General features: G+C 70.3%; 33 protein-coding genes. 31 read left to right on the top strand and 2 right to left on the bottom strand.

Annotated features, from left to right (window positions below; all coding sequences use genetic code 11):
• Positions 1-22 precede the first annotated feature (22 nt).
• The 25 genes from rplV (at position 23) to truA (ending at position 14,204) form a co-directional block, all read left to right on the top strand.
• Entirely contained in the window at positions 23-370 is a 348-nt protein-coding gene (gene rplV / locus ACZ7LB_RS12735; RefSeq protein ID WP_006130776.1) for a 50S ribosomal protein L22, read from the top strand.
• Entirely contained in the window at positions 370-1,194 is an 825-nt protein-coding gene (gene rpsC / locus ACZ7LB_RS12730; protein WP_161226989.1) for a 30S ribosomal protein S3, read from the top strand. Before rplV ends, rpsC begins: the two co-directional genes overlap by 1 nt.
• 5 nt (positions 1,195-1,199) lie before the next feature.
• Complete coding sequence (gene rplP, locus ACZ7LB_RS12725) at positions 1,200-1,619, top strand: 50S ribosomal protein L16 (protein WP_018564810.1); 420 nt, start codon at positions 1,200-1,202, stop codon at positions 1,617-1,619.
• The gene (gene rpmC / locus ACZ7LB_RS12720; RefSeq protein WP_161226990.1) at positions 1,619-1,843 is read left to right on the top strand and encodes a 50S ribosomal protein L29; all 225 of its coding nucleotides are present in this window, start codon (positions 1,619-1,621) and stop codon (positions 1,841-1,843) included. The genes rplP and rpmC overlap by 1 nt, the downstream gene beginning before the upstream one ends.
• Positions 1,843-2,127 carry a 30S ribosomal protein S17 gene (gene rpsQ, locus ACZ7LB_RS12715; protein ID WP_161226991.1) on the top strand — a complete coding sequence of 95 codons (285 nt, stop codon included), beginning with the start codon at positions 1,843-1,845 and terminating at the stop codon, positions 2,125-2,127. Before rpmC ends, rpsQ begins: the two co-directional genes overlap by 1 nt.
• A gap of 106 nt (positions 2,128-2,233) precedes the next feature.
• On the top strand, positions 2,234-2,602 hold the full coding sequence (gene rplN / locus ACZ7LB_RS12710) for a 50S ribosomal protein L14 (protein ID WP_003998823.1): 369 nt from the start codon (positions 2,234-2,236) through the stop codon (positions 2,600-2,602).
• Positions 2,603-2,604: 2 nt separating this feature from the next.
• Entirely contained in the window at positions 2,605-2,928 is a 324-nt protein-coding gene (rplX, locus tag ACZ7LB_RS12705) for a 50S ribosomal protein L24 (RefSeq protein ID WP_471467593.1), read from the top strand.
• A complete protein-coding gene (rplE, locus tag ACZ7LB_RS12700) occupies positions 2,928-3,485 on the top strand; it encodes a 50S ribosomal protein L5 (protein WP_019329632.1) in 558 nt (185 codons plus the stop codon). Before rplX ends, rplE begins: the two co-directional genes overlap by 1 nt.
• Before the next feature lie 5 nt (positions 3,486-3,490).
• Complete coding sequence (locus ACZ7LB_RS12695; protein ID WP_003948630.1) at positions 3,491-3,676, top strand: type Z 30S ribosomal protein S14; 186 nt, start codon at positions 3,491-3,493, stop codon at positions 3,674-3,676.
• Between the two features lie 234 nt (positions 3,677-3,910).
• Positions 3,911-4,309, top strand: coding sequence for a 30S ribosomal protein S8 (gene rpsH / locus ACZ7LB_RS12690; RefSeq protein WP_361943813.1), 399 nt, complete (start codon positions 3,911-3,913; stop codon positions 4,307-4,309).
• Positions 4,310-4,333: 24 nt separating this feature from the next.
• Entirely contained in the window at positions 4,334-4,873 is a 540-nt protein-coding gene (rplF, locus tag ACZ7LB_RS12685) for a 50S ribosomal protein L6 (RefSeq protein WP_471467591.1), read from the top strand.
• 3 nt (positions 4,874-4,876) lie between these two features.
• The gene (rplR, locus tag ACZ7LB_RS12680) at positions 4,877-5,260 is read left to right on the top strand and encodes a 50S ribosomal protein L18 (protein WP_161226994.1); all 384 of its coding nucleotides are present in this window, start codon (positions 4,877-4,879) and stop codon (positions 5,258-5,260) included.
• 41 nt (positions 5,261-5,301) lie between these two features.
• On the top strand, positions 5,302-5,907 hold the full coding sequence (gene rpsE, locus ACZ7LB_RS12675; protein ID WP_019753099.1) for a 30S ribosomal protein S5: 606 nt from the start codon (positions 5,302-5,304) through the stop codon (positions 5,905-5,907).
• Between the two features lie 2 nt (positions 5,908-5,909).
• A complete protein-coding gene (rpmD, locus tag ACZ7LB_RS12670; protein ID WP_003974250.1) occupies positions 5,910-6,092 on the top strand; it encodes a 50S ribosomal protein L30 in 183 nt (60 codons plus the stop codon).
• 2 nt (positions 6,093-6,094) lie between these two features.
• Positions 6,095-6,550, top strand: coding sequence for a 50S ribosomal protein L15 (gene rplO, locus ACZ7LB_RS12665; RefSeq protein WP_161226995.1), 456 nt, complete (start codon positions 6,095-6,097; stop codon positions 6,548-6,550).
• A gap of 238 nt (positions 6,551-6,788) precedes the next feature.
• Positions 6,789-8,102, top strand: a complete 1,314-nt coding sequence (gene secY / locus ACZ7LB_RS12660) for a preprotein translocase subunit SecY (RefSeq protein WP_471467589.1) — start codon at positions 6,789-6,791, stop codon at positions 8,100-8,102.
• Positions 8,102-8,755 (top strand): adenylate kinase, encoded by a 654-nt coding sequence (locus tag ACZ7LB_RS12655; RefSeq protein WP_471467588.1) that lies wholly within the window; start codon positions 8,102-8,104, stop codon positions 8,753-8,755. Before secY ends, ACZ7LB_RS12655 begins: the two co-directional genes overlap by 1 nt.
• 153 nt (positions 8,756-8,908) lie before the next feature.
• Positions 8,909-9,745 (top strand): type I methionyl aminopeptidase, encoded by an 837-nt coding sequence (gene map, locus ACZ7LB_RS12650; protein ID WP_471467586.1) that lies wholly within the window; start codon positions 8,909-8,911, stop codon positions 9,743-9,745.
• Positions 9,746-9,899: 154 nt separating this feature from the next.
• Positions 9,900-10,121, top strand: a complete 222-nt coding sequence (gene infA, locus ACZ7LB_RS12645) for a translation initiation factor IF-1 (protein WP_003948620.1) — start codon at positions 9,900-9,902, stop codon at positions 10,119-10,121.
• 84 nt (positions 10,122-10,205) lie between these two features.
• Positions 10,206-10,319, top strand: coding sequence for a 50S ribosomal protein L36 (gene rpmJ / locus ACZ7LB_RS12640; RefSeq protein WP_003974245.1), 114 nt, complete (start codon positions 10,206-10,208; stop codon positions 10,317-10,319).
• A 188-nt stretch (positions 10,320-10,507) separates the two neighbouring features.
• The gene (gene rpsM, locus ACZ7LB_RS12635) at positions 10,508-10,888 is read left to right on the top strand and encodes a 30S ribosomal protein S13 (RefSeq protein WP_004984507.1); all 381 of its coding nucleotides are present in this window, start codon (positions 10,508-10,510) and stop codon (positions 10,886-10,888) included.
• A 66-nt stretch (positions 10,889-10,954) separates the two neighbouring features.
• A complete protein-coding gene (rpsK, locus tag ACZ7LB_RS12630) occupies positions 10,955-11,359 on the top strand; it encodes a 30S ribosomal protein S11 (RefSeq protein ID WP_003956432.1) in 405 nt (134 codons plus the stop codon).
• A gap of 241 nt (positions 11,360-11,600) precedes the next feature.
• Positions 11,601-12,623, top strand: coding sequence for a DNA-directed RNA polymerase subunit alpha (locus tag ACZ7LB_RS12625; RefSeq protein ID WP_024755423.1), 1,023 nt, complete (start codon positions 11,601-11,603; stop codon positions 12,621-12,623).
• A gap of 134 nt (positions 12,624-12,757) precedes the next feature.
• Positions 12,758-13,264 (top strand): 50S ribosomal protein L17, encoded by a 507-nt coding sequence (gene rplQ / locus ACZ7LB_RS12620; RefSeq protein WP_471467584.1) that lies wholly within the window; start codon positions 12,758-12,760, stop codon positions 13,262-13,264.
• Between the two features lie 85 nt (positions 13,265-13,349).
• The gene (gene truA, locus ACZ7LB_RS12615) at positions 13,350-14,204 is read left to right on the top strand and encodes a tRNA pseudouridine(38-40) synthase TruA (RefSeq protein ID WP_471467582.1); all 855 of its coding nucleotides are present in this window, start codon (positions 13,350-13,352) and stop codon (positions 14,202-14,204) included.
• Positions 14,205-14,223: 19 nt separating this feature from the next.
• Here the strand turns inward: truA and ACZ7LB_RS12610 are convergent, their stop codons facing one another.
• Positions 14,224-15,036 carry a hypothetical protein gene (locus tag ACZ7LB_RS12610; RefSeq protein WP_471467580.1) on the bottom strand — a complete coding sequence of 271 codons (813 nt, stop codon included), beginning with the start codon at positions 15,034-15,036 and terminating at the stop codon, positions 14,224-14,226.
• Positions 15,037-15,224: 188 nt separating this feature from the next.
• Here ACZ7LB_RS12610 and ACZ7LB_RS12605 point away from each other — a divergent pair, with 188 nt between their 5' ends.
• From ACZ7LB_RS12605 to ACZ7LB_RS12585, 5 genes are all read left to right on the top strand, one after another.
• Positions 15,225-16,406: a CapA family protein gene (locus ACZ7LB_RS12605; protein WP_471467578.1), complete on the top strand. Its 1,182-nt coding sequence runs from the start codon at positions 15,225-15,227 to the stop codon at positions 16,404-16,406.
• A gap of 207 nt (positions 16,407-16,613) precedes the next feature.
• Positions 16,614-18,863: a HAMP domain-containing protein gene (locus ACZ7LB_RS12600; protein ID WP_471467576.1), complete on the top strand. Its 2,250-nt coding sequence runs from the start codon at positions 16,614-16,616 to the stop codon at positions 18,861-18,863.
• Between the two features lie 6 nt (positions 18,864-18,869).
• The gene (gene pgsB, locus ACZ7LB_RS12595; protein WP_471467574.1) at positions 18,870-20,675 is read left to right on the top strand and encodes a poly-gamma-glutamate synthase PgsB; all 1,806 of its coding nucleotides are present in this window, start codon (positions 18,870-18,872) and stop codon (positions 20,673-20,675) included.
• Entirely contained in the window at positions 20,672-21,154 is a 483-nt protein-coding gene (locus ACZ7LB_RS12590) for a poly-gamma-glutamate biosynthesis protein PgsC/CapC (RefSeq protein WP_471467572.1), read from the top strand. Before pgsB ends, ACZ7LB_RS12590 begins: the two co-directional genes overlap by 4 nt.
• A gap of 25 nt (positions 21,155-21,179) precedes the next feature.
• The gene (locus ACZ7LB_RS12585) at positions 21,180-22,256 is read left to right on the top strand and encodes an NlpC/P60 family protein (protein ID WP_471467570.1); all 1,077 of its coding nucleotides are present in this window, start codon (positions 21,180-21,182) and stop codon (positions 22,254-22,256) included.
• Between the two features lie 182 nt (positions 22,257-22,438).
• Here the strand turns inward: ACZ7LB_RS12585 and ACZ7LB_RS12580 are convergent, their stop codons facing one another.
• Positions 22,439-23,317, bottom strand: a complete 879-nt coding sequence (locus tag ACZ7LB_RS12580) for a hypothetical protein (RefSeq protein ID WP_471467568.1) — start codon at positions 23,315-23,317, stop codon at positions 22,439-22,441.
• Between the two features lie 416 nt (positions 23,318-23,733).
• On the opposite strand from ACZ7LB_RS12580, the gene ACZ7LB_RS12575 reads away from it, so the two are divergent.
• Entirely contained in the window at positions 23,734-24,951 is a 1,218-nt protein-coding gene (locus ACZ7LB_RS12575) for a glycosyltransferase 87 family protein (RefSeq protein WP_471467566.1), read from the top strand.
• Positions 24,952-25,118: the final 167 nt, after the last annotated feature.

Here is a 25,118-nt window from a genome sequence, read left to right as displayed (position 1 = left end):
GACAGACACTGAAGGGACAACCATGGAAGCCAGGGCCCAGGCGCGGTACATCCGCGTCACGCCCATGAAGGCCCGCCGCGTGGTGGACCTCATCCGTGGCATGGATGCCACGGAGGCTCAGGCGGTCCTGCGTTTCGCCCCGCAGGCCGCGAGCGTGCCGGTCGGCAAGGTGCTGGACAGCGCCATTGCCAACGCCGCGCACAACTACGACCACACCGATGTCGACAGCCTCTTCATTTCCGAGGCCTACGTCGATGAGGGCCCGACCCTGAAGCGGTTCCGTCCGCGTGCCCAGGGCCGCGCCTACCGGATCCGCAAGCGGACCAGCCACATCACCGTGGTCGTCAGCAGCAAGGAAGGAACCCGGTAATGGGCCAGAAGGTAAACCCGCACGGGTTCCGGCTCGGCGTCACGACCGACTTCAAGTCGCGTTGGTACGCCGACAAGCTCTACAAGGACTACGTCAAGGAAGACGTCGCCATCCGTCGGATGATGACGTCCGGCATGGAGCGCGCCGGCATCTCCAAGGTCGAGATCGAGCGCACCCGTGACCGTGTCCGCGTGGACATCCACACGGCGCGTCCGGGCATCGTGATCGGCCGCCGCGGCGCCGAGGCCGACCGCATCCGCGGTGACCTCGAGAAGCTCACGGGCAAGCAGGTCCAGCTCAACATCCTCGAGGTCAAGAACCCCGAGACGGACGCCCAGCTCGTGGCCCAGGCCGTCGCCGAGCAGCTCTCCTCCCGCGTCTCCTTCCGCCGCGCCATGCGCAAGAGCATGCAGTCGGCCATGAAGGCGGGCGCCAAGGGCATCAAGATCCAGTGCGGTGGCCGCCTCGGCGGCGCCGAGATGTCCCGCTCGGAGTTCTACCGCGAGGGCCGTGTGCCCCTGCACACGCTCCGCGCGAACGTGGACTACGGCTTCTTCGAGGCCAAGACGACCTTCGGCCGCATCGGTGTGAAGGTCTGGATCTACAAGGGCGACGTCAAGAACATCGCCGAGGTCCGCGCCGAGAACGCCGCCGCCCGTGCCGGCAACCGCCCGGCCCGTGGTGGCAACGACCGCCCGGCCCGTGGCCGCGGTGGCGAGCGTCGCGGGCGCAAGCCGCAGCAGCAGGCTCCGGCCGCCGAGGCTCCCAAGGCCGAGGCTCCGGCGGCTGCCGCTCCGGCTGAGAGCACCGGAACGGAGGCCTGACCACCATGCTGATCCCCCGTAGGGTCAAGCACCGCAAGCAGCACCACCCGAAGCGTGACGGCATGGCCAAGGGTGGCACGCAGGTTGCGTTCGGCGAGTACGGCATCCAGGCGCTGACCCCGGCCTACGTCACGAACCGCCAGATCGAGGCGGCGCGTATCGCGATGACCCGCCACATCAAGCGTGGCGGCAAGGTCTGGATCAACATCTACCCGGACCGTCCCCTCACCAAGAAGCCGGCCGAGACCCGCATGGGTTCCGGTAAGGGTTCCCCGGAGTGGTGGATCGCCAACGTCAAGCCCGGACGCGTCATGTTCGAGCTGTCGTACCCCAACGAGAAGATCGCCCGTGAGGCGCTGACCCGTGCGGCCCACAAGCTGCCGATGAAGTGCCGGATCGTCAAGCGCGAGGCAGGTGAAGCGTGATGTCGGCCGGTACCAAGGCGTCCGAGCTGCGCGAGCTGGACAACGAGGAGCTTCTGGCGAAGCTCCGCGAGGCCAAGGAAGAGCTGTTCAACCTCCGCTTCCAGGCGGCCACGGGTCAGCTCGAGAACCACGGCCGACTGAAGGCGGTCCGCAAGGACATCGCCCGGATCTACACCCTCATGCGTGAGCGTGAGCTCGGCATCGAGACGGTGGAGAACGCCTGATGAGCGAGAGCAACGTGACTGAAGAGAACACCGCGCGCGGCTTCCGCAAGACCCGTGAGGGCCTTGTCGTCAGCGACAAGATGGACAAGACCGTCGTCGTCGCCGTCGAGGACCGGGTCAAGCACGCGCTGTACGGCAAGGTCATCCGCCGTACCGAGAAGCTCAAGGCGCACGACGAGCAGAACGCCGCGGGCGTCGGCGACCGTGTCCTCCTCATGGAGACCCGGCCGCTGTCCGCGACGAAGCGCTGGCGCGTCGTCGAGATCCTCGAAAAGGCCAAGTAATTCTCCTGCGAGGCGCCCCTCGCAGGTCGTTCCGCCAGGCTCCGGGAGCCGCTCGCCCACGTGGTGAACGGCCCCCGGGGAACCGGCAGACAATCAGGAGATAGACGTGATCCAGCAGGAGTCGCGACTGCGTGTCGCCGACAACACGGGTGCGAAGGAGATCCTCTGCATCCGTGTGCTCGGTGGCTCCGGTCGCCGCTACGCGGGCATCGGTGACGTCATCGTCGCCACCGTCAAGGACGCGATCCCCGGTGGCAACGTGAAGAAGGGTGACGTCGTCAAGGCGGTCATCGTTCGCACCGTCAAGGAGCGCCGCCGTCCGGACGGCTCGTACATCCGCTTCGACGAGAACGCCGCCGTCATTCTGAAGAACGACGGCGACCCCCGCGGCACCCGTATCTTCGGCCCGGTCGGCCGTGAGCTGCGCGAGAAGAAGTTCATGAAGATCATCTCCCTCGCGCCGGAGGTGCTGTGAGCATGAAGATCAAGAAGGGCGACCTGGTCCAGGTCATCACCGGTAAGGACAAGGGCAAGCAGGGCAAGGTCATTGCCGCTTACCCGCGCGAGGAGCGCGTCCTGGTCGAGGGTGTCAACCGGGTCAAGAAGCACACCAAGGCCGGCCCGACCGCCAGCGGTTCCCAGGCCGGCGGCATCGTGACCACCGAGGCCCCGGTCCACGTCTCCAACGTCCAGCTGGTCGTGGAGAAGGACGGGAACAAGGTCGTCACGCGCGTCGGTTACCGCTTCGACGCCGAGGGCAACAAGATCCGCGTTGCCAAGCGGACGGGTGAGGACATCTGATGGCTACCACCACCACTCCGCGTCTGAAGACGAAGTACCGCGAGGAGATCGCGGGCAAGCTGCGTGAGGAGTTCTCCTACGAGAACGTCATGCAGGTTCCCGGCCTCGTCAAGATCGTGGTCAACATGGGTGTGGGCGACGCCGCCCGCGACTCCAAGCTGATCGAGGGCGCCATCCGCGACCTCACCACGATCACCGGTCAGAAGCCGGCCGTCACCAAGGCCCGCAAGTCCATCGCGCAGTTCAAGCTGCGCGAGGGCCAGCCGATCGGTGCCCACGTCACGCTTCGTGGCGACCGCATGTGGGAGTTCCTGGACCGCACCCTGTCGCTGGCGCTCCCGCGCATCCGCGACTTCCGCGGTCTGTCCCCCAAGCAGTTCGACGGCCGTGGCAACTACACCTTCGGTCTCACGGAGCAGGTCATGTTCCACGAGATCGACCAGGACAAGATCGACCGCGTCCGGGGTATGGACATCACCGTGGTGACCACGGCGACCAACGACGCTGAGGGCCGCGCGCTCCTTCGTCACCTCGGCTTCCCGTTCAAGGAGGCGTGAGCGAGATGGCGAAGAAGGCTCTGATCGCTAAGGCTGCTCGCAAGCCCAAGTTCGGTGTGCGCGGCTACACCCGCTGCCAGCGCTGTGGCCGCCCGCACTCCGTCTACCGCAAGTTCGGCCTGTGCCGCGTGTGCCTTCGTGAGATGGCTCACCGCGGCGAGCTGCCGGGCGTGACCAAGAGCTCCTGGTAATCCGGTAGTTCCGGGTTATTCAGACTCTCGGTAAGCACCGGGTCGGCAGAGGTCCGGCCCCGCATGCCTTAGGCTTGTGGGGTTGGGCGTCTGCCACCCGTACGCCCGCGGGCCAGGCCCGCTACTGTTTGCTTACTACGCCGTAGGTCCACCGCGCCGCACCCGTCCCGTCTCGGATCGGGGAGAGGGATGGCGCACCAGGAAACCCCGGCGAGAGAGGCCGAAGGCCAATTCATGACCATGACTGATCCGATCGCAGACATGCTGACGCGTCTGCGGAACGCGAACTCGGCGTACCACGACTCCGTGACGATGCCGGCATCCAAGATCAAGTCTCACATCGCGGAGATCCTCCAGCAGGAGGGCTTCATCACGGGCTGGAAGGTCGAGGACGCCGAGGTCGGCAAGAGCCTCGTCCTCGAGCTGAAGTTCGGCCCGAACCGTGAGCGCTCCATCGCGGGCATCAAGCGGATCTCCAAGCCCGGTCTCCGGGTGTACGCGAAGTCCACCAACCTGCCGAGGGTGCTCGGAGGCCTGGGCGTGGCGATCATCTCCACGTCGCACGGGCTCCTCACCGACAAGCAGGCCGGCAAGAAGGGCGTGGGTGGGGAAGTCCTCGCCTACGTCTGGTAGCGGAAGGGAACGGAGGAAACAGCTATGTCGCGCATCGGCAAGCTCCCCATCACGGTTCCCGCCGGAGTGGACGTCACCATCGACGGCCGCACGGTCGTGGTGAAGGGCCCCAAGGGCACCCTGACCCACACCGTCGTCGCGCCGATCGACATCGCCAAGGGTGAGGACGGCGTCCTGAACGTCACCCGCCCCAACGACGAGCGTCAGAGCAAGGCCCTGCACGGCCTGTCCCGCACGCTGGTGGCGAACATGATCACCGGCGTGACCCAGGGTTACGTGAAGAAGCTCGAAATCAGCGGTGTCGGTTACCGTGTGATCGCCAAGGGTTCGAACCTGGAGTTCTCCCTCGGCTACAGCCACCCGATCCTGGTCGAGGCCCCCGAGGGCATCACCTTCAAGGTGGAGACCCCGACCCGTTTCTCGGTCGAGGGCATCGACAACCAGAAGGTCGGCGAGGTTGCGGCCAAGATCCGCAAGCTCCGCAAGCCCGACCCGTACAAGGCCAAGGGCGTCAAGTACGAGGGCGAAGTCATCCGCCGCAAGGTCGGAAAGGCGGGTAAGTAAGCCATGGCATACGGGCAGAAGATCCTCAAGGGCGACGCCTACAAGCGCGCCGCGATCAAGCGCCGTCACATTCGCATCCGCAAGCGGATCGCGGGTTCCGCGGAGCGTCCCCGTCTGGTCGTGACCCGCTCGAACCGTCACATCGTGGCCCAGGTGATCGACGACATCAAGGGTCACACCCTGGCGTCGGCGTCCACCCTGGACACGTCGGTCCGCGGCGGCGAGGGCGACAAGTCCGCGCAGGCCAAGCAGGTCGGTGCCCTGGTCGCCGAGCGTGCCAAGGCCGCCGGTGTCGAGGCCGTGGTGTTCGACCGCGGTGGCAACCAGTACGCCGGGCGCATCGCCGCCCTGGCCGACGCCGCCCGCGAGGCCGGGCTCAAGTTCTGAGTCGGTTCCGGAGCTAGCGGAAACAGAGAGAGGTAATTCCAATGGCTGGACCCCAGCGCCGCGGCAGCGGTGCCGGTGGCGGCGAGCGGCGGGACCGGAAGGGCCGTGACGGCGGCGCAGCTGCCGCCGAGAAGACCGCTTACGTTGAGCGCGTCGTCGCGATCAACCGCGTCGCCAAGGTTGTGAAGGGTGGTCGTCGCTTCAGCTTCACCGCGCTGGTCGTGGTGGGCGATGGTGACGGCACCGTGGGTGTCGGATACGGCAAGGCCAAGGAGGTGCCGGCCGCCATCGCCAAGGGCGTTGAGGAGGCCAAGAAGCACTTCTTCAAGGTCCCCCGCATCCAGGGCACCATCCCGCACCCCATCCAGGGTGAGAAGGCTGCCGGCGTCGTGCTGCTCAAGCCGGCCTCGCCGGGTACCGGTGTGATCGCCGGTGGTCCCGTGCGTGCCGTGCTGGAGTGCGCGGGCATCCACGACGTGCTGTCGAAGTCGCTCGGCTCCGACAACGCGATCAACATCGTGCACGCCACCGTGGAGGCCCTGAAGGGCCTGCAGCGTCCCGAGGAGATCGCGGCCCGCCGCGGTCTGCCGCTCGAGGACGTCGCCCCCGCGGCCCTGCTGCGTGCACGCGCCGGGGCGGGTGCGTAGTCATGGCGCAGCTGAAGATCACGCAGGTCAAGTCCTACATCGGCAGCAAGCAGAACCACCGCGACACCCTGCGTTCCCTTGGTCTCAAGGGCATCAACACGCAGGTCGTCAAGGAGGACCGCCCCGAGTTCCGCGGCATGGTGCACACCGTCCGCCACCTCGTGACGGTCGAGGAGGTCGACTGATCATGGCGGAGCAGAACCCGCTCAAGATCCACAACCTCCGTCCCGCCCCGGGCGCCAAGACCGCCAAGACCCGCGTCGGTCGTGGTGAGGCGTCGAAGGGTAAGACGGCCGGTCGTGGTACGAAGGGCACCAAGGCCCGTTACCAGGTTCCGGAGCGCTTCGAGGGCGGCCAGATGCCGCTCCACATGCGCCTCCCGAAGCTGAAGGGCTTCAAGAACCCGTTCAAGACCGAGTTCCAGGTCGTGAACCTGGACCGTCTGGCCGCGCTCTACCCCGAGGGCGGCGAGGTCACGGTCGAGGGTCTGGTGGCCAAGGGAGCCGTTCGCAAGAACCAGCTCGTGAAGGTCCTCGGCCAGGGTGAGATCACCGTGGCGCTGCAGGTGACGGTCGACGCCGTCTCCGGCTCCGCCAAGGAGAAGATCACCGCCGCGGGCGGTACCGTCACCGAGCTCGTCTGATCCTTTCGGGCGCATCGATGACGTGAGCGATCCCGACCGGGGATACCCCACAAAAGGGGTATCCCCGGTTGGTCGTTCCTAGGGGGGCGGTGTCGCCGGTAAGGTGGCCTGCGCTGTCCTTTCACGGCTGCCACACATGGGGCACCCTGAACGGCAGTCATCCGTTACTCAATTGTCGTCAGTCGAACCTCAAGACCGTCACCCTTGACGCAGTAGCGCGGGGGTCGCAGGAGGCACCGTGCTCACCGCGTTCGCCCGGGCGTTCAAGACGCCCGACCTGCGCAAGAAGCTGCTCTTCACGCTCGGCATCATTGTGGTGTACCGAATCGGCACCAATATTCCGATTCCGGGCGTCGACTACAAGAACGTCCAGGAATGCGTGGACCAGGCGTCCGGCAATCAGGGCCTGTTCGGTCTGGTCAACATGTTCAGCGGTGGGGCCCTGCTGCAGATCACGATCTTCGCGCTGGGCATCATGCCCTACATCACGGCGAGCATCATTCTGCAGCTGCTGACCGTGGTGATCCCGCGCCTGGAGGCCCTGAAGAAGGAGGGTCAGGCGGGTACCGCGAAGATCACGCAGTACACCCGCTACCTGACCGTCGCCCTCGGCGTCCTCCAGGGCACCGGCCTGGTCGCCACCGCCCGCAGCGGCGCGCTCTTCTCCGGCTGCACCGTCGCCGGCCAGATCGTGCCCGACCGCTCGATGCTGACCACCATCATCATGGTGCTGACCATGACCGCCGGTACGACCGTCGTCATGTGGCTCGGCGAGGTCATCACCGACAAGGGCATCGGCAACGGCATGTCGATCCTGATGTTCATCTCGATCGCCGCGACCTTCCCGTCCGCCCTGTGGACGATCAAGACCTCGGGCACGCTGGCCGACGGCTGGATCGAGTTCGGCATCGTGCTGCTCGTCGGGTTCGTGATGGTCGGCCTGGTCGTCTTCGTGGAGCAGGCGCAGCGCAGGATCCCCGTCCAGTACGCCAAGCGCATGATCGGCCGCCGCTCCTACGGCGGCACGTCCACCTACATCCCGCTCAAGGTGAACCAGGCGGGTGTCATCCCGGTCATCTTCGCGGCCTCGCTGCTCTACATCCCGGCACTCATCGTGCAGTTCTCGGGCTCGCAGTCGGGCTGGGCGGTGTGGATCCAGAAGAACCTGGCCGATCCGGCCGCGGCGGCCCACATCACCCTGTACTTCCTTCTGATTGTCTTCTTCGCGTTCTTCTACGTGGCGATCTCCTTCAACCCCGAGGAAGTCGCGGACAACATGAAGAAGTATGGTGGTTTCATCCCGGGCATCCGGGCTGGCCGACCGACCGCGGAGTACCTGAGCTACGTACTCAACCGGATCACCTGGCCGGGCTCGCTGTATCTGGGGCTGATCTCTCTCGTACCGACAATGGCGTTGGCGGGTTTCGGGGCAAACCAGAACTTCCCGTTCGGCGGGACCAGCATCCTCATCATCGTGGGTGTCGGCCTTGAGACGGTGAAGCAGATCGAGAGCCAGCTCCAGCAGCGTCATTACGAAGGGTTCCTCCGCTGATGCGAATCGTCCTCGTCGGGCCGCCGGGTGCTGGAAAGGGTACGCAGGCCACCCGCCTCGCCGAAACGCTGCACATCCCGCACATCTCCACGGGTGACCTGTTCCGCGCCAACATCAGCCGGCAGACGGAGCTGGGCAAGCTCGCCAAGTCCTACATGGACGCGGGCAACCTCGTTCCCGACGAGGTCACCATCGCCATGGCCAAGGACCGCATGCTGCAGCCCGACGCCGAGGGCGGCTTCCTGCTGGACGGCTTCCCGCGCAACGTCTCGCAGGCCGAGGCGCTGGACGAGCTGCTCGCCTCCGAGGGCATGCGGCTCGACGCCGTGCTGGACCTGGAGGCCCCCGAGGACGAGGTCGTCAAGCGGATCGCCGGACGGCGGGTGTGCCGCAACAACTCGGCGCACGTCTTCCACGTGACGTACAACGCGCCGAAGACCGAGGGCGTCTGCGACGTCTGCGGCGGCGAGCTGTACCAGCGCGACGACGACTCCGAGGAGACGGTCCGCACCCGGCTGGAGGTCTACCACACGCAGACCGAGCCGATCATCGACTACTACAAGGCCCAGGGCCTGGTCGTGACCATCTCCGCGACCGGTCCGGTCGACGAGGTCACCACCCGCGCGCTGGAAGCGCTCAAGCGCGACGAGTGACCCTCGCGGTCCGTCCGCGCCACCACACGGCCGCGGCTCCCCCTCGGGAGCCGCGGCCGTGGTCGTGGGGCGGACACGGCACGGTGCGGTCCGCCGCGGCCCGTATCGTGGACACGTTCCCCACTTCCCCGGTCCAGAAAGGCCGCAGCCCCCATGGTGCAGATCAAGAGCCCCGAGCAGATCGCCAGGATGCGTGAGGCGGGGCTGGTCGTCGCCGCCATCCACGCGGCCACGCGGGAGGCGGCGGTGCCCGGCGCCACCACCAGGGACCTGGACCAGGTCGCCCGCAAGGTGCTCGCGGAGCACGGCGCCAAGCCGAACTTCCTCGGCTACGGCGGCTTCCCGGCGACCATCTGCACCTCGGTGAACGAGGTCGTGGTGCACGGCATCCCCTCCGACGACGTGGTCCTCAAGGACGGCGACGTGATCTCCGTCGACTGCGGCGCGATCATCGACGGCTGGCACGGCGACGCCGCCTACACGGCCTTCGTGGGCTCCGGTCACTCCCCGGAGCTGGTCGAGCTGTCCCGTGTGACCGAGGAGTCGATGTGGGCCGGGATCGCGGCCATGCGGCAGGGCAACCGCCTGGTCGACGTCTCCCGCGCCATCGAGACCTACATCCGCCGCCAGCCCCGGCCCGGCGGCGGCAAGTACGGGATCATCGAGGACTACGGCGGCCACGGCATCGGCACCGAGATGCACATGGACCCGCACCTGCTGAACTACGTCGACCGCCGGCGCGGCAAGGGCCCCAAGCTGGTCCCCGGCTTCTGCCTGGCCATCGAGCCCATGGTCTCCCTCGGCACCCCCCGCACGGAGGTCCTGGAGGACGAGTGGACGGTCGTCACGACCGACGGCACCTGGTCCTCGCACTGGGAGCACTCGGTCGCCCTGACCCCCGAGGGGCCCCTGGTGCTGACCGCCCCCGACGGCGGCCGGGCCAAGCTGGCCGAGCTGGGCGTGACGGCGGCCCCGGATCCGCTCGCATGATGATCACGCGGGTGGGGCAGAATTCCTCGTTTCGCCTTTCCGAGGGTGCTGACGTAGACTGACTCGTCGGCTCTGGTGCATCCGCATGTCTGCATGCGGCTCGTTCGCACGAGGCACCCGAGTTGATCAAGGTAGTCGATTCGAAGGGCGAAGCGTGGCCAAGAAGCAAGGTGCCATCGAGATCGAGGGCACTGTCGTCGAGTCTCTTCCGAACGCCATGTTCAAGGTCGAGCTCCAGAACGGCCACCAGGTCCTGGCACACATCAGCGGCAAGATGCGTATGCACTACATCCGCATCCTCCCTGACGACCGGGTCGTGGTGGAGCTGTCTCCGTACGACCTGACGCGTGGCCGGATCGTCTACCGGTACAAGTAGATCTTGCCTGCGTCCCGCGCGTCTCGCGTTCACCCGCGATCCGCGTAGGGCCGTCGGCAACTGACCCGGAGAACCTCACATCCCATGAAGGTCAAGCCGAGCGTCAAGAAGATCTGCGACAAGTGCAGGGTGATCCGCCGTCACGGTCGGGTCATGGTCATCTGCGACAACCCGCGCCACAAGCAGCGCCAGGGCTGACGCACGACCGTTCCCTCTGCGATTCGCAGAACTTCGCGCGACGCGAACTGATTTCGTTCATACGCAGAACCCGGGCGCCCTGGTGCCCGACACCCCCGGCTCGGAGGCCGGGGACCCAGTTCGTACCTGGTACGGCGGCTGGGAGCAGGTTCTGCGGAAGACCTCCGACCATCAACTGGAGCCATTGAATGGCACGCGTTTCCGGTGTTGACATCCCGCGCGAAAAGCGCGTGGAGATCGCCCTCACCTACGTGTTCGGCATCGGCCGGACTCTTTCCCAGCAGACGCTGGCCGCCACCGGCGTGGACCCGAACACCCGTGTTCGGGACCTCTCCGAGGAGCAGCTGGTCGCGATCCGCGAGTACGTCGACAACAACATCAAGACCGAGGGTGACCTCCGTCGCGAGATCCAGGCCGACATCCGCCGCAAGGTCGAGATCGGTACCTACCAGGGTCTGCGCCACCGCCGCGGCCTGCCCGTCCGCGGTCAGCGCACCAGCACCAACGCACGTACCCGCAAGGGCCCGCGTCGCGCCATCGCCGGCAAGAAGAAGCCGGGCAAGAAGTAGTCCGCAGCGGACTCGCCGTCCAGCGGTCTTCGCTGTAGGACCGACCACCTCCCGTAGGAGAACGACATGCCCCCCAAGGGACGTCAGGGCGCTGCCAAGAAGGTGCGCCGCAAGGAAAAGAAGAACGTCGCTCACGGCCACGCGCACATCAAGAGCACGTTCAACAACACCATCGTGTCGATCACGGACCCGTCCGGCAACGTGATCTCCTGGGCCTCCGCCGGCCACGTCGGCTTCAAGGGCTCGCGCAAGTCGACGCCGTTCGCCGCGCAGATGGCCGCCGAGTCGGCCGCCCGTCGCGCGCAGGAGCACGGCATGCGCAAGGTCGACGTGTTCGTCAAGGGCCCGGGCTCCGGTCGTGAGACCGCGATCCGCTCCCTCCAGGCCACCGGCCTCGAGGTCGGCTCGATCCAGGACGTCACGCCCACCCCGCACAACGGCTGCCGTCCGCCGAAGCGCCGCCGCGTCTGACGCGTCGGTCCGGCCCGGGCGGTGTCCGGCCGGGGGTGCGGGGGTCGTCCCCCGCATGCCGCGGTACGGCTGCCGTCCGCCGAAGCGCCGCCGCGTCTGACGCGTGGGGTGCGGGGTTCGCCCCGCACCGTGCGGCACCAGGGTTTTCCGGGCGGTACGGCCCTTTCGGCCGTATCGCCCGTACCCTTGCAGTACAGAGTCGGGCGTCAAATAGCGGGCGCCCCTGACTGAAGGAATACACATGCTGATCGCTCAGCGTCCCTCGTTGACCGAAGAGGTCGTCGACGAGTTCCGCTCCCGGTTCGTCATCGAGCCGCTGGAGCCGGGCTTCGGCTACACCCTCGGCAACTCCCTGCGGCGCACGCTCCTCTCCTCGATCCCGGGTGCGGCGGTCACGTCCATCCGCATCGACGGTGTCCTGCACGAGTTCACCACCGTGCCGGGCGTCAAGGAGGACGTCACCGACCTGATCCTCAACATCAAGCAGCTCGTCGTCTCCTCGGAGCACGACGAGCCGGTCGTGATGTACCTGCGCAAGCAGGGCCCGGGTCTGGTCACCGCCGCCGACATCGCGCCCCCGGCCGGTGTCGAGGTGCACAACCCCGACCTCGTCCTCGCCACGCTCAACGGCAAGGGCAAGCTGGAGATGGAGCTGACGGTCGAGCGCGGCCGCGGCTACGTCTCCGCCGTGCAGAACAAGCAGGCGGGCCAGGAGATCGGCCGCATCCCGGTCGACTCCATCTACTCGCCGGTCCTCAAGGTCACGTACAAGGTCGAGGCCACGCGTGTCGAGCAGCGCACCGACTTCGACAAGCTGATCGTCGACGTCGAGACCAAGCAGGCGATGCGTCCCCGCGACGCCATGGCCTCCGCGGGCAAGACCCTGGTCGAGCTGTTCGGTCTCGCGCGCGAGCTGAACATCGACGCCGAGGGCATCGACATGGGCCCGTCCCCGACGGACGCCGCGCTCGCCGCCGATCTGGCGCTGCCGATCGAGGAGCTCGAGCTCACGGTCCGGTCGTACAACTGCCTCAAGCGCGAGGGCATCCACTCCGTGGGTGAGCTGGTCGCGCGCAGCGAGGCCGACCTGCTGGACATCCGCAACTTCGGTGCGAAGTCCATCGACGAGGTCAAGGCCAAGCTGGCGGGCATGGGCCTCGCGCTCAAGGACTCGCCCCCCGGGTTCGACCCGACCGCCGCCGCCGACGCCTTCGGCGCCGACGACGACGCGGACGCCGGGTTCGTCGAGACCGAGCAGTACTGACGGCTCGGGACCGACGGTCCCCCCTCCGGGAGCCACCCCCGCGGGCGGCTCCCGGATCTCCGACAGGCGGCCGCCTGCTCGGATACTGACTCCGGTACCTGGTACGGCCGGGGCAGACACTGAGGAGAATCACCATGCCGAAGCCCGCCAAGGGTGCCCGTCTGGGCGGCAGCGCCGCGCACGAGAAGCTGCTCCTCGCGAACCTCGCGAAGAGCCTCTTCGAGCACGGCCGCATCACCACCACCGAGGCCAAGGCGCGCAGGCTGCGCCCGTACGCCGAGCGTCTGGTCACCAAGGCGAAGAAGGGCGACCTCCACAACCGTCGCCAGGTGCTCCAGGTGATCACGGACAAGAGCATCGTGCACACGCTCTTCACCGAGATCGGCCCGCGCTACGAGAACCGCCCCGGTGGCTACACCCGCATCACCAAGATCGGCAACCGCCGTGGCGACAACGCGCCCATGGCCGTGATCGAGCTGGTCGAGGCGCTCACGGTCGCGCAGGAGGCGACGGGTGAGGCCGAGGCCGCCACCAAGCGCGCCGCCAAGGACGCGGAGGCCACCCAGGCCGTCGAGGCCGCTCCGGCCGACGACGCCAAGGTCGACGTGACCAAGGACGCCGAGGAGTCCAAGGACGCGTAGGTGTCCCGCCCCTCCAGGGTGTTCACGGGCCCGTCCCTCCTCACCGGGGGGCGGGCCCGTTCTGGTTGGCTGAGAGGATGCGGGAGTGAGTGACGAAGTACGGTCCGGGAGCGTCCGGGTGCGGCTCGACCTGTCCTACGACGGGTCCGGGTTCTCCGGCTGGGCCAAGCAGGCCGGCGGGCGGCGCACCGTGCAGGGCGAGATCGAGGACGCGCTGCGGACGGTGACCCGCTCGGGGGAGACCCACGAGCTGACGGTGGCGGGGCGGACCGACGCCGGGGTGCACGCCCGGGGCCAGGTGGCCCATGTGGACCTGCCGCGCGAGGTGTGGGCCGGGCACCGCGACAAGCTGCTGAAGCGGCTGGCGGGGCGGCTGCCCCGGGACGTCCGGGTGTGGTCCGCGCGGGAGGCGCCCGACGGCTTCGACGCGCGGTTCTCGGCCGTCTGGCGGCGCTACGCCTACCGGGTCACCGATCATCCGGGCGGGGTGGACCCGCTGCTGCGCGGCCATGTGCTCTGGCACGACTGGCCGCTGGACGTGGACGCCATGAACGAGGCGGCGCGCGGTCTGGTGGGGGAGCACGACTTCGCGGCCTACTGCAAGAAGCGGGAGGGCGCCACCACCATCCGCACCCTCCAGGAGCTGAGCCTGGTGCGGGACGGGGAGGGGATCGTCACCGCGACCGTGCGGGCCGACGCCTTCTGCCACAACATGGTCCGCTCCCTGATCGGCGCCCTGCTCTTCGTCGGCGACGGCCACCGGCCGCCCGCGTGGCCCGCCGAGGTGCTGGCCGCCCGGGTGCGGGACTCGGCGGTGCACGTGGTGCGCCCGCACGGGCTGACCCTGGAGGAGGTCGGCTATCCGGCCGACGGCCTGCTGGCCGCCCGCAGCCGGGAGGCGCGGAACAGGCGGACGCTGCCGGGCGCCGGCTGCTGCTGAGCGGGCGGCGCGGCGGCGGTCAGCCCTTCGCCCAGGCGCTGAGCAGCCCGCCCGCCGCGGCGGCGATCTCCTCGGTGTCGCGGCCCCCGGTGCGGAAGCCGGGGGCCAGTTCCAGGTGGACGAAGGTGACGTGGCGGCGCTGGGCCGCCTTGCCCTGGACGTTCCGGGCGCCCTCCAGCGGGCAGCGGGCCGCCCAGCCCCGGCAGACCCGGATGCCGTCGGCCTTCAGCCGGTCGGCGAGGGCGTGCACCTCGGCCGGGGCGCTGCGGGCGGCGCCGGTGGAGAGGACGGCGTCGTACTTGCTGGCGGACGAGCCGGACTTGCCGTGCAGCTGGAGTCCGGGCACGCCGCGCTTCTGCAGCTCCAGGACGATGGCGTGGAAGGCGCTGTCCTCGCGGTGGGCCACGTCGGCGGTGCCCTCGTCCCCGGCCCTGCGGTGGGCGCCGGCGAGGACCAGGGAGCCGCCGGGGGTGCCCTCCAGGAGCCGGACGCCGAGCGACTCGGTGGCCCGGTCGGCGACGGGGTGCGGCACCTGGACGTTCCAGCGGACCCGGGAGTCGGCGGTCAGGTACAGCCGCCCCCAGTGGGTGCTGGGGCCGGGGCGGGTGGCCGCGATCTCGTCGTAGCGGCGGCGGGAGTCGGTGTCGGTGAGCCGGGTGACCCCGAGGCCGAGCGGGGCGAGCAGCCGCTCCGCCCCCCGCGCGTCGCCTTCGACGAGACGGCCGACGCCGAGGGCGATCTGCTCGCGCTGTTCGCCGTCGGGGGCGTCGTAGTCGCCGTCCGGCCGGAAGCCCTGGGTGTAGCCGAGGATGCGCCCGCGCAGGTCGACCAACTCCCGGTTGGCCGGAACGGTTTGGTCCGTATCGGTGTCCGGAGAGTCCTGACATCCCGTCACTGTCAGAAATAGTCCTATCGCGGTCATAAAGACAAGCAAACGTGACAGTTTTGTGACGGCAAAGCCAGAGGCACGGAAGGGGCGCGTGTGACCATGTCTCGGTGACATTGCGTAAGTCTCTCCGTATGGGTCGTGTTGCCGCCACTCTGGCGCTGGTGACCGGTCTCACCGTTTCCTGCACGTCCCGGTCCGCGGAGCCGCAGGCGAAGCCCGGCGGCCGTTCCTTCACGGTGGCGGCGGCGGGCGACGTGCTCATCCACCCCGAGCTGGTCGAGCAGGCGGCCAAGGACGCCCAGAAGACCGGCAAGGGCCAGGAGGGACTGGACTTCGGCCCGCTGCTCGCCGGTGTCCAGCCGGTGATCAGCAAGGCCGACCTCGCGATCTGCCACATGGAGACCCCGGTCGGCGACCCGAAGGGCCCCTTCCAGGGCTACCCCGAATTCCTGGTGCCCCCGCAGATCCTCACCGCGCTGAAGGGTGTGGGATACGACACCTGCTCCACCGCCTCCAACCACACCTTCGACCACGGCATGAAGGCCGTGAAGCGGACGCTGGACGCGATGGACGAGGCGGGTCTCGGCCACACCGGTTCCGCGCGCACCCCCGAGGAGGCGGAGAAGGTCAACATCCGCGAGGTCAACGGGGTGAAGGTGGCGCACCTCTCGTTCTCCTGGGAGTCGTTCGTCCACCCGGTGCCGAAGAAGGTGAGCTGGGCCTTCAACCGGACCGGTCTGAAGGAGATCAAGAAGGCCGAGACCCGGGCCCGGCAGAAGGGCGCCGAGGTCGTGATCCTCTCCATCCACTGGGGAGCGGAGCACTACAACGAGCCGGGTGTCGTCCAGGTCCGACTGGCGGAGCAGATCGGCGAGCAGACCGGTATCGACCTGGTCATCGGGCACCACTCGCACGTGGTCGAACCCATCCAGAAGGTCAACGGCACCTGGGTCGCCTACAGCCTCGGCAACCAGGTGGCCCGGCACTCCTCCCCGACCGGACTGACCGAGGAGGGCGCGATCGGCTGGTTCGAGTTCCGGGAGGCGGCCGGGGGCGGCTGGACCGTCGATGCCCGGTACCGCACGACGCTGATCGAGATCCCGCCGGAGCTCCAGCCCGAGGAGAAGCTCCCCGAGGGGGCGGTGGAGGACCACCGGCTGGTGGACGTGCGCGACGCGCTCGACCGTCCCGGCGAGGTGTCCGAGGAGCGGCTGGCCCGCTACCGGCTGGCCTCCGACCGGACCCGAGGATTCCTCTACAACCGCGGCGCCCCCGGCGGTGACGGATTGCAGCCGTTGATGCTGAAGAAGTGATCAGTAACACATGTGATGGCGTGGCCAGTTGAGCAACCTTGACAGTTTTTAACTGTCCTTTAAATCAGAGCGCCGTGCACTGCGGCAGTGGTGTGTCCACTTCCCGCTCTGGACACCCGCAGCGACCAAGGAAGAAGACCGGTGACATCGAGTCCTGCCGCGCACTCCGGACGGAAGGGGCGGCGACGCAGCCGCAGACGGGCGGACATGCCGCTCCTGGGTGGCATCCGTCCCCCGATCGCGCTGCTCTGCCTGCTCATCCTCGCCCTGGCCGGACTCACGGCCAAGGTGCTCGGTCCCCGTCCCGACGAGGCGGTGCCCAAGGCGGTCCTCTCCTCGCAGCAGCACTTCGCGGAGGACGGCGCCATCGCGCTGCGCGCCTCCATCGACGAGCGCGTCACCGACCTCCAGCGCACCGCCGCGGCGCTCAACGCCGGCCGGCCCACCAAGGCGGAGGACGTGCTGTCCGGCCTCGGCCGGGCCTACCAGAAGTGGACCGGCACCACGGTCATCGACCTGGAGGACGGCAAGGTCCTCGCCGCCCGCGGCGAGCACATCCCGCTCGCCTGGCTCGACAAGGACGTCCTCACCGGCAAGCAGGCCCTCACCCCCCGCATGGTGCGGCTGGAGACCGGTGACGTCCGGCTCATGACGATGGCCGTACTCGACTGGAAGGACCGGCCCCAGCAGCTGCTGATCGCCTCCAACAGCCTGACCGTGCCGCAGATCACCCTGGGCCCGTTCCGCACCATGGCGGTCGCCACGCGCGAGGGCGAGATCCTCGCCACCGCCGGGTTCGAGCAGTCCGAGGCGCTGAACTCGGACACCCAGCGCGAGGAGCTGAACTTCCTCCAGAAGCAGATGAGCCGCCTCGCCGACCAGGCCGCCGAGCGCACCGAGCAGCACCCCGTCAGTGCCCGGGAGCCCGGCGCGCGCGGCTACCCCGGCGTCAGCGGCAGCCTCCTCGGCGACCGCTACAACGGCCGCGTCGCCACCGCCGGATACGCCTCCCTCGCCTCCTCCGACCCGGAGGAGAAGGACAGCGTCGCCGCCGGGCTGGGCCTGACCGTCGTCGCCATGCTCCCCGTGGTCCAGCAGCAGGGCGCCGCCGAGTCCGGCCGCGAGCTGTACGGGCTGATCGCCGCCGGGGCGCTGGTCGGGCTCGGGCTGCTGGCCGCCGCCGTGCTGTGGGCCGCCGTGCAGCGCCCCCTGCTCCGGCTGTTCCTGGAGTCCCGCCGGCTCGCCCGGGGCGATCTGACCCGGCCCGTCGCCGTGCCCCGCTGGGGCGAGGCCGCCCGGATCGGCACCGCCCTGGAGCGGCTGCGCACCCAGCTCAACGGCATGGGCGGCGAGCAGCCGCCCGCCGCCCGGGTGCGCGGACTGCGCCTCGGCGTCCGCGCCCCGCTCGGGATCACCGCCGTCCTGCTGCTGCTGTGGTGCGTCCCCGTCGGCCTGCTGGTCAACCGCACCGACGGCTCGGTCAGCGTGCCCGCCACCATCGTCAACGACCAGCGCGACCGCACCGACCTGATCGGTGACCGGGTCCGCCGGGCGCTGAACGAGGCCCAGGCCGACCTCGTCTCCACCTCCCGCCTGATCGAGGGCAAGGACGCGGCCGCCACCGAGACCGTCCTCAAGGACGCCCTGCGCAAGCACACCCGCTACCAGGCCCTCTACGTCACCGACGCCGGGGGAGCCGTCCTCGCCAGGGCCGGGGCCGACCCGCACTCCTGGAAGGACGGCAAGGGACTGCCCCTGGTCCGGGTCTCCGGCCAGGGCGGGAAGAAGCCGGTGATCCAGGCGGGCGCCCCGGTGGCGGAGCCCAAGGGCGCCACCCTCGTCGGCGAGGTGCGGGTGGAGTTCCTCAACTCCCTGCTCAAGCGGCCCGGCCTCGGCGAGGTCCGGGTGGTGGGCCCCGACGCGAAGACCGTGGCCGGCAACGCCGGGTTCCTGGCCTTCGAGAAGCTGCCCCACTCCTCCCTGACCGACCTGGTGCGGGCCGGGCGGCTCCCGGTGGGCGCCGGGCCCATGGAGAACGGCCTCCTCATCCGCGACGGCGGCGCCGTCACCGTCGCGGCGGCGGCCCCCTTCTCCGGCGGCGGCGTCGCCGCCGACCTCGGCTGGACGGTGGTGAGCTGGCAGAAGGCCAACCACTTCGAGATCGCCGCCTACGAGCGGGAGGACCGCAGCGTCCTCGCCGGAATGCTCGGGCTCGCCGCGATCGTCGTCTGCCTGGGCTGGATCCATCTGGTCGTCGCCAGGCCGCTGCGGGCCCTGGCCGCCGGCGCCGAGAAGCTCGCGGACGGAGATCTCAAGACCGTGCAGTACCCCCGCTACCAGGACGAGGTCGGTGCCGTGGTGCGCAGCCTCGAACTGATCCGGCAGCAGTTGCAGGCCCAGCGGCAGAGCCAGACGCGCCGGGCCGCCGACACCCGGACCGGCGTCGGAGGAAGGTGACCCGTCGTGCTCTACCTGTACTTCGTGCTGCTGGTCGGCAGCCTGTTCCTGCTGGCCGCGGGCATCGTGGAGCAGCGCCGCCACTACGCCGCGCTGCACTCCATCCCCTCGCGGGTGCTGGTCAACGGCATCCGGGGCAAGTCCTCCATCACCCGGCTGTGCGCGGGCGCGCTGCGCGGCGGTGACCTGGTCACCGTCGCCAAGACCACCGGCACGGCGGCCCGCTTCATCCACCCCGACGCCACCGAGGAGCCGGTCTACCGCAAGTTCGGCATCGCCAACGTCGTCGAGCAGATCGGCATCGTCCGCCGGGCGGCCACCTACCGCCCCGACGCGCTGGTCATCGAGTGCATGGCGGTCATGCCGGCCCTCCAGGAGGTCAACCAGAGCAAGCTGATCCGCTCCACCATCGGCGTCCTGTGCAACGTCCGCGAGGACCACCTCGCGGAGATGGGCCCCACCCTGGACGACGTGGCCCGCTCGCTGTGCCGCTCGATGCCGGAGAACGGCATCTGCGTCACCGCCGAGAAGGACCGCTTCCACATCCTCCAGGAGGAGGCCGACGCCCGGAACTGCAAGCTCGTCTACGCCGACCCCGAGATGGTCACCGACGACGAGCTGCGCGGCTTCAGCTGGTTCACCTTCAAGGAGAACGTCGCCATCGCGCTGGTCGTCGCGGAACTGCTCGGTGTGGAGCGCCGGGTCGCCCTCCAGGGCATGTACGACGCCCCGCCGGACCCCGGCGTGCTCTCCGTGGAGCGCTACGCCACCCCCGAGGGCAAGCGGCTCGCCTTCGCCAACGTCTTCGCGGCCAACGACCCCGAGTCGACGCTGATGAACATCAACCAGCTCCTCGACCTCGGCGCCATCCGCCGCCCGCTGAACGTCGTGATCAACTGCCGCCCGGACCGCGTCGAGCGCAACGGCCAGATGGGCGAGATCATCCCGGACCTGGAGCCGGACAACGTCTTCGTCATCGGCCACCCGGCCAAGAGCGCCATCGACGCCATCCCCGCGCAGTGGCGCGACCGGGCCGTCGACCTCGGCGGTGAGCGGCGGGCCGCCGACGAGTTCATGCCCGCCCTGCTCGGCCGGATGTCCGACGGCTCCTCCCTGGTCGCCATCGGCAACATCCACGGCCAGGGCGAGGAGCTCCTGGAGTACCTGGCCGAGCTGCCCGCCGACGAGAGCGAGGCCGACGACGGCGCCGCCCCGGCCGCTGCCGCCCCGGCCCAGCCGCAGCGCATCGACCCCTATGCCTCGTACCCGATGGCCTACGAGGAGCGCTACCAGGCCACGCGGACCCAGGAGATCCCGGTCGTCCGCATCCCCGAGCAGCCGACCGGCCCCTACGGGCAGCAGCCCTACCAGCAACAGCACCAGCAACAGCAGCACCAGCAACAGCAGCACCAGCCGCAGCAGGCGTACCCGCCGCGGCCGGAGCCGCACCACCCGCCGCAGGACCGGCACCCGCAGCACCCGCAGGGGCCGCTGGAACCGCTGGAGCCGCGTCACCAGGCGCCGCGGCAGCGGGGCCCGCAGGACCCGCGCGGTCAGGACCCGCAGGAGCCGCACGACACCCGGGAGTACCCGCCGCAGGACCCGCGCCGGCAGCATCCGCAGGACCCGCGGCAGCAGGACCCGCAGGACACCGAGCCGTACCCGCCGCAGCAGCGGCAGCAGTACCAGGAAGAGCAGTACGGGCACTACGGGCAGTACGTCCCCACGCAGCAGTCCTGGCCGACCCCTGACGATCCGCACGACGACCCCTACGGCGGGTCCGCCCGCCCGCCCGCCCGGAGACCCCGTTGACCACCGCCGCCCTGACCCCCGAGATGGCCGCCCTGGGCATCGCCATCGGGCTGTTCTTCTCCTTGCTGTGCTACCTCACCACCAACCTGTCGCCCGGCGGAATGATCACGCCCGGCTGGATCGCCCTCACCCTCATCGAGGACCTCCAGCGCGCCGCCATGATGGTCGGCGTCACCGCGTTGACCTACGCGGGCACCAAGATCATGCAGCGGCTGGTGATCCTCTACGGCAAGCGGCTGTTCGCCGCCGTGGTCCTGCTGGGCGTGCTGCTCCAGGCCACGGTGATGATCGTGCTCTCCATGGAGTTCCCGCTGCTCTACGGCAACCAGACGCTGGGCTTCATCGTGCCCGGACTGGTCGCCTACCAGATGGTGCGCCAGCCCAAGGGGGCCACCCTGCTGGCCACCGGCACGGTCTCCCTCATGGCCTACATCGTCGTCGCCGCAGGACTGCTGCTCGGCGTCATGCCCACCGTCTGACATACGAGAAGCAGAGGAGAACACCATGGCAGCGAAGGCGAAGAGGAAATCGCGCCCGGTCGTCTCGGGTCTCGTGGTGCTGGCACTCGTCGGGGCCTCGACCTACCTCACCCTGGAACTGCGCAAGCAGGACCAGGAGGGCGTCACCTCGGTGCGCAACGTCGGCGTCCTGGACGGCAGCCGCCCCTCCGCCAAGGAGGAGGGCGAGGCGAGCTGGTCCCGGCTGGAGAACCCGGCCCGCTCCGTGCTGCGCGGCGAGGACGGCCGGATCATGGGCGTCTTCACCGACGGGGCCCGCACCGCCACCCTGACCGGCCCGGCCCGCACCTTCACCGAGCCGGCCTCCACCGCCTCCAAGGTCTCCACCACCGACTGGGTCCGGCTGATGCCGGAGCTGTGGAAGAAGGGCGCGGAGAAGGAGGCGTGGTTCAAGGACTGGTACGCCGAGTCCCGGGACAGCAAGGAGGACGACCTCTTCGCCATCGCCTTCCAGTACGTGGCGGGCGCCCCGCAGAAGAAGGACGACACCGGCCTCGTCTACGCGGGCGACGCCAACTTCGGCCCCCTCAACACCACCGGCGCCGAGGGCGGCGACCTGCGCCTGGAGCAGTCCGACTTCTACGACTACCTCGGCGTCACGTACCCCTTCCGGGACGGCTCGGTGGGCCAGCCGGAGACGATGCGGGCCAAGTCCCTGGACTGCTCGGGCTTCATCCGGATGGTCCTCGGCTACCGCGCCCGCTACCCGCTGATGTCCTCCGACACCTCCGGGGACGGGCTGCCGCGCACCGCCAACGGCATGGCCCGTTCCGAGGAGGGCGCCGACGTGCTCCCGCTGACCGGCATCACCCCGGACGACCGGCCCTCCGCCATCGACCAGCTCCAGCCCGGCGACCTGGTCTTCTTCAAGCTCGACACCCGCACCGCCGAGCGGCTGGACCACGTCGGCATGGTGCTCGGCTACGACACCGAGGGGCACCTGATCTTCGTCTCCAGCCGCGAGGAGATCAACGGCCCGACCATCGGCGACGTGGGCGGCGTCTCCCGGCTGGACGGCAACGGCTACTACGCCAAGACCCTGCGCAGCGCCAAGCGGCTCTGACCCCGCGGCTCTGCCCCCTCCGGGGCGGGCGCGGCGCCGGGTGCGGCCACCGGCGCCCGTGCCCGCCGACGCCCCGCCCACGGGCGGCCGTGCCCGCCGGGACCCCGGCCCGCGGTGTCCGTCGCCCGGGACGGTGCCCGCGGCGGCTGCGGTCCCGGGCGGTGCCGTCCGGCCGGGGGCGGTCAGTCCGCGGCGGCCGCCGCCGAGGCCTGGGCCCGGCCCCGGCGGTGGATCTGCCGGAAGGTGAACTCGGCCAGGTCGTCCCCGGCCCGGAAGACCGCCGCGTCCCCCTGCGTCACGTCCTTGCCGTCGACCCGGCCCGCCAGGGTGAAGTAGGCGTAGCGGCCGTAGGAGTTGGTGGTCGAACGGCAGACGGCGCCCGTGCAGAAGGCGGGGACCCCTTCGCCCGACAGGGAGCGGACGGTGCTCCGCCGGTCGGTCCCGGCCCGCGCCGCGGACGCCTTCGCCGCCGTGTCGAACACGGCCACCCCGACCGTCACCGCCACCCCGTCCCGCCGGTACGTCACGCGTATCAGACGGGTGCAGCCATGGGCGTCGAGCGCCTGCGGCAGCGTGCCCCGGGCGGCGGTGGCGCAGGACCGGGTGTCGGCCACCGGACCCTTCCCGTACTCCGCGTCGCCCATGGTCATGCGGGTGCCGGGGAAGAGGGTCCCCGGGCCGAGGGGCGCCCGGTCCTTGGCGGCGCTGGAGACGAAGTCCTTCGGGTCCAGCGGCGGCGGCGCGCTGGTCGGGGCGAAGGAGGGGGCCGAGGCGGTGGCGCCGGACGGCCCGGCCGCCGTCGGCGGCCCGGAGGAGGGGGAGGCCGCCGCCCCGTCGGGGCCGCCCGAGGAGGCCACGGCCACCGCGACCGCGACGGCCGCCGCCACGGCGGCCAGCGCACCGCCGCCGACGAGGAACAGTCTCCGGCGCCTGCCGCGGGCCTCGGAGCGCTCCGCGAGCGCGGCCCAGTCCGGGGTTCCGGCACCCCCGTTCCCGGCCTGCTCGGAGTGCGACCGCCACGGGTCCCACGGCTGCTGGGGTCCCCCCTGCCCAAAGCTCATGGGCGGCATTTTAGAGGTGCCCGGCACCGCCCGCGCCGCCCTCGGCGACCCTCGCCGCGCGCTCCCGTCGTGTCTTCGTGTCCGTCCTCCGCGGCGCTCCCGTCGTGTCTTCGCGTGCGGCCCCCGCCCGCCCCCGTCGCGTCCTCGCTTCCGTCCTCCGCACCCGCCTTCCGCAACCCCCTGTCCCGTCGGAGGCCCGGCCCGCACCCGGCCCGCCCCGCCGAGGCGCCCGGCCCGCCCCGCCGGAGCGCGCCGCCGGCTCCGCCGCCCCGCCGGAGCGCGCCGCCGGCTCCGCCGTCCCGCCGGGACGCCCGGCCGGACCCGCCGGTTCGGGTCGGTGCGGGCCGTCGCGGGCCGGGGCGCGCGGCCGGGCGGGGTCCGGGGCGGAGGGGGCCCGAGACCCTAGGGTTCGGTGCATGGCGACGCGCGAGGGCGACATCCGCGGATGGTGGGTGCGACCGGCCGGCCGGGCACCGTGGGCGGTGCTCGCGGCGGTGCTGGCCGCCTCGGTGGCGAGTGCGGCCCGGTCCGGTCCGCCCGGCGGGATGGACAACGCGATCGTGGTGCGGGCCGCCCGCACCTGGCTGTCCGGCGGCTCGCCCTACGACGACCCGCACTTCCTCTACCTCCCCAGCGCCGTCCTGGCCGCCGCCCCCGAGGCCCTGCTGCCCGCCCCCGTGCTGCGGGCGGCGGCCCCCTGCGCGGTGGTCCTGCTGCTGGCGCTCGGCTGGGCCTGCGCCCTCGCGCTGCACCGGGTGCCGCTCGGCAGCCGCCTGGCAGCCCTGGGGCTGACCGGGCTGGCGGCGGGCTTCGCCCCCTTCGGGCACCTGGTGCGGCTGGGCAACTGGACCGTGACGGCGGCCGCGGCGCTGCCGCTGTGCCTGCTGCTGGCCAGCCGGGGGCGGTGGACGGCGGCGGGCGGGGTGATCGGCGCGGCGGTGGCGCTCAAGCCGCTGCTGGCGCCGGTGGCCCTGCTCTTCCTGTTCGCCGGGCGCGGGCGGGCCCTGGCGGCGGCCGTCCTGGTGCCGGCCGCCGCCTCCGGGGTGGCGGCCCTGCTGGTGCCCGGCCCCGGCGGCTTCCTCACCCGCGCCCTCCCCTTCCTGCTCCACGGCGACGACGGCTTCGTCCGGCTCTACGAGGCGTCCCCGGCGGCCGTGCTGCCCCGGCTGGGGGTGCCGGGGGCGCCGGCGGAGGGGGCGGCGGCGCTGGCGGCCGCGGCCGGGGTGCTGTGCGCCCTGCTGCGCTGGCGGCGGGGCGACGCCGGACCGCTGCGGTACGCGGAGACCGGGACCGGGCTGATGCTCTCCGCCTTCCTCGTCTCCCGGCCGTCCTACGACCACTACCTCCTGGTCGTGGTGCCGCTGCTGCTCGCCGGGCTGCCGTACGCCGGGTCGGTGGCCCGGGGGCCCTGGTTCTGGGCGGCGCTGGTGCCCCAGCTCCCCGGGGTGACCTGGCCCTGGCTGGAGGGGGTGCGGCGGCGGGCGTTCAAGGACGCCTTCACGCTGGGCGTGCTCGCGGTGACCGTGGCGCGACGGGCGCGGAACGCACCGGTGACGGCACGGGCTACCATGGAGGGTCACGACCGTGCCGGGGAAGCCCGGGACCCCGTGCGGGCGTCGGCAGCACCGTTTTGACCCGGCCGCGGCCGGGCGGGTATTCTGCACAGTCGTTATGTGTATTGGCTTGCTCATTCTCACGTGAGGGGCCCTTACACCGGTCCACCGGGACCGATGACCAGCGACCAGCACACGGTTTGCGTCACCGTGGTGCGGTCAGGGCTGTCGTGATCGTCTTCGGTGAC

This window comes from Streptomyces sp. NPDC107521 (assembly GCF_055598485.1).
This window is presented reverse-complemented; position numbering and strand designations above follow the sequence as displayed.

Bases quoted from the DNA above. Each gene is read 5' to 3' on its own strand.
- rplV (WP_006130776.1), top strand. From the start codon at position 23: ATGGAAGCCAGGGCCCAGGCGCGGTACATCCGCGTCACGCCCATGAAG.
- rpsC (WP_161226989.1), top strand. From the start codon at position 370: ATGGGCCAGAAGGTAAACCCGCACGGGTTCCGGCTCGGCGTCACGACC.
- rplP (WP_018564810.1), top strand. From the start codon at position 1,200: ATGCTGATCCCCCGTAGGGTCAAGCACCGCAAGCAGCACCACCCGAAG.
- rpmC (WP_161226990.1), top strand. From the start codon at position 1,619: ATGTCGGCCGGTACCAAGGCGTCCGAGCTGCGCGAGCTGGACAACGAG.
- rpsQ (WP_161226991.1), top strand. From the start codon at position 1,843: ATGAGCGAGAGCAACGTGACTGAAGAGAACACCGCGCGCGGCTTCCGC.
- rplX (WP_471467593.1), top strand. From the start codon at position 2,605: ATGAAGATCAAGAAGGGCGACCTGGTCCAGGTCATCACCGGTAAGGAC.
- rplE (WP_019329632.1), top strand. From the start codon at position 2,928: ATGGCTACCACCACCACTCCGCGTCTGAAGACGAAGTACCGCGAGGAG.
- ACZ7LB_RS12695 (WP_003948630.1), top strand. From the start codon at position 3,491: ATGGCGAAGAAGGCTCTGATCGCTAAGGCTGCTCGCAAGCCCAAGTTC.
- rpsH (WP_361943813.1), top strand. From the start codon at position 3,911: ATGACCATGACTGATCCGATCGCAGACATGCTGACGCGTCTGCGGAAC.
- rplF (WP_471467591.1), top strand. From the start codon at position 4,334: ATGTCGCGCATCGGCAAGCTCCCCATCACGGTTCCCGCCGGAGTGGAC.
- rplR (WP_161226994.1), top strand. From the start codon at position 4,877: ATGGCATACGGGCAGAAGATCCTCAAGGGCGACGCCTACAAGCGCGCC.
- rpsE (WP_019753099.1), top strand. From the start codon at position 5,302: ATGGCTGGACCCCAGCGCCGCGGCAGCGGTGCCGGTGGCGGCGAGCGG.
- rpmD (WP_003974250.1), top strand. From the start codon at position 5,910: ATGGCGCAGCTGAAGATCACGCAGGTCAAGTCCTACATCGGCAGCAAG.
- rplO (WP_161226995.1), top strand. From the start codon at position 6,095: ATGGCGGAGCAGAACCCGCTCAAGATCCACAACCTCCGTCCCGCCCCG.
- ACZ7LB_RS12655 (WP_471467588.1), top strand. From the start codon at position 8,102: ATGCGAATCGTCCTCGTCGGGCCGCCGGGTGCTGGAAAGGGTACGCAG.
- map (WP_471467586.1), top strand. From the start codon at position 8,909: ATGGTGCAGATCAAGAGCCCCGAGCAGATCGCCAGGATGCGTGAGGCG.
- rpmJ (WP_003974245.1), top strand. From the start codon at position 10,206: ATGAAGGTCAAGCCGAGCGTCAAGAAGATCTGCGACAAGTGCAGGGTG.
- rpsM (WP_004984507.1), top strand. From the start codon at position 10,508: ATGGCACGCGTTTCCGGTGTTGACATCCCGCGCGAAAAGCGCGTGGAG.
- rpsK (WP_003956432.1), top strand. From the start codon at position 10,955: ATGCCCCCCAAGGGACGTCAGGGCGCTGCCAAGAAGGTGCGCCGCAAG.
- ACZ7LB_RS12625 (WP_024755423.1), top strand. From the start codon at position 11,601: ATGCTGATCGCTCAGCGTCCCTCGTTGACCGAAGAGGTCGTCGACGAG.
- rplQ (WP_471467584.1), top strand. From the start codon at position 12,758: ATGCCGAAGCCCGCCAAGGGTGCCCGTCTGGGCGGCAGCGCCGCGCAC.
- ACZ7LB_RS12605 (WP_471467578.1), top strand. From the start codon at position 15,225: ATGGGTCGTGTTGCCGCCACTCTGGCGCTGGTGACCGGTCTCACCGTT.
- ACZ7LB_RS12600 (WP_471467576.1), top strand. From the start codon at position 16,614: ATGCCGCTCCTGGGTGGCATCCGTCCCCCGATCGCGCTGCTCTGCCTG.
- ACZ7LB_RS12585 (WP_471467570.1), top strand. From the start codon at position 21,180: ATGGCAGCGAAGGCGAAGAGGAAATCGCGCCCGGTCGTCTCGGGTCTC.
- ACZ7LB_RS12580 (WP_471467568.1), bottom strand. From the start codon at position 23,317: ATGAGCTTTGGGCAGGGGGGACCCCAGCAGCCGTGGGACCCGTGGCGG.
- ACZ7LB_RS12575 (WP_471467566.1), top strand. From the start codon at position 23,734: ATGGCGACGCGCGAGGGCGACATCCGCGGATGGTGGGTGCGACCGGCC.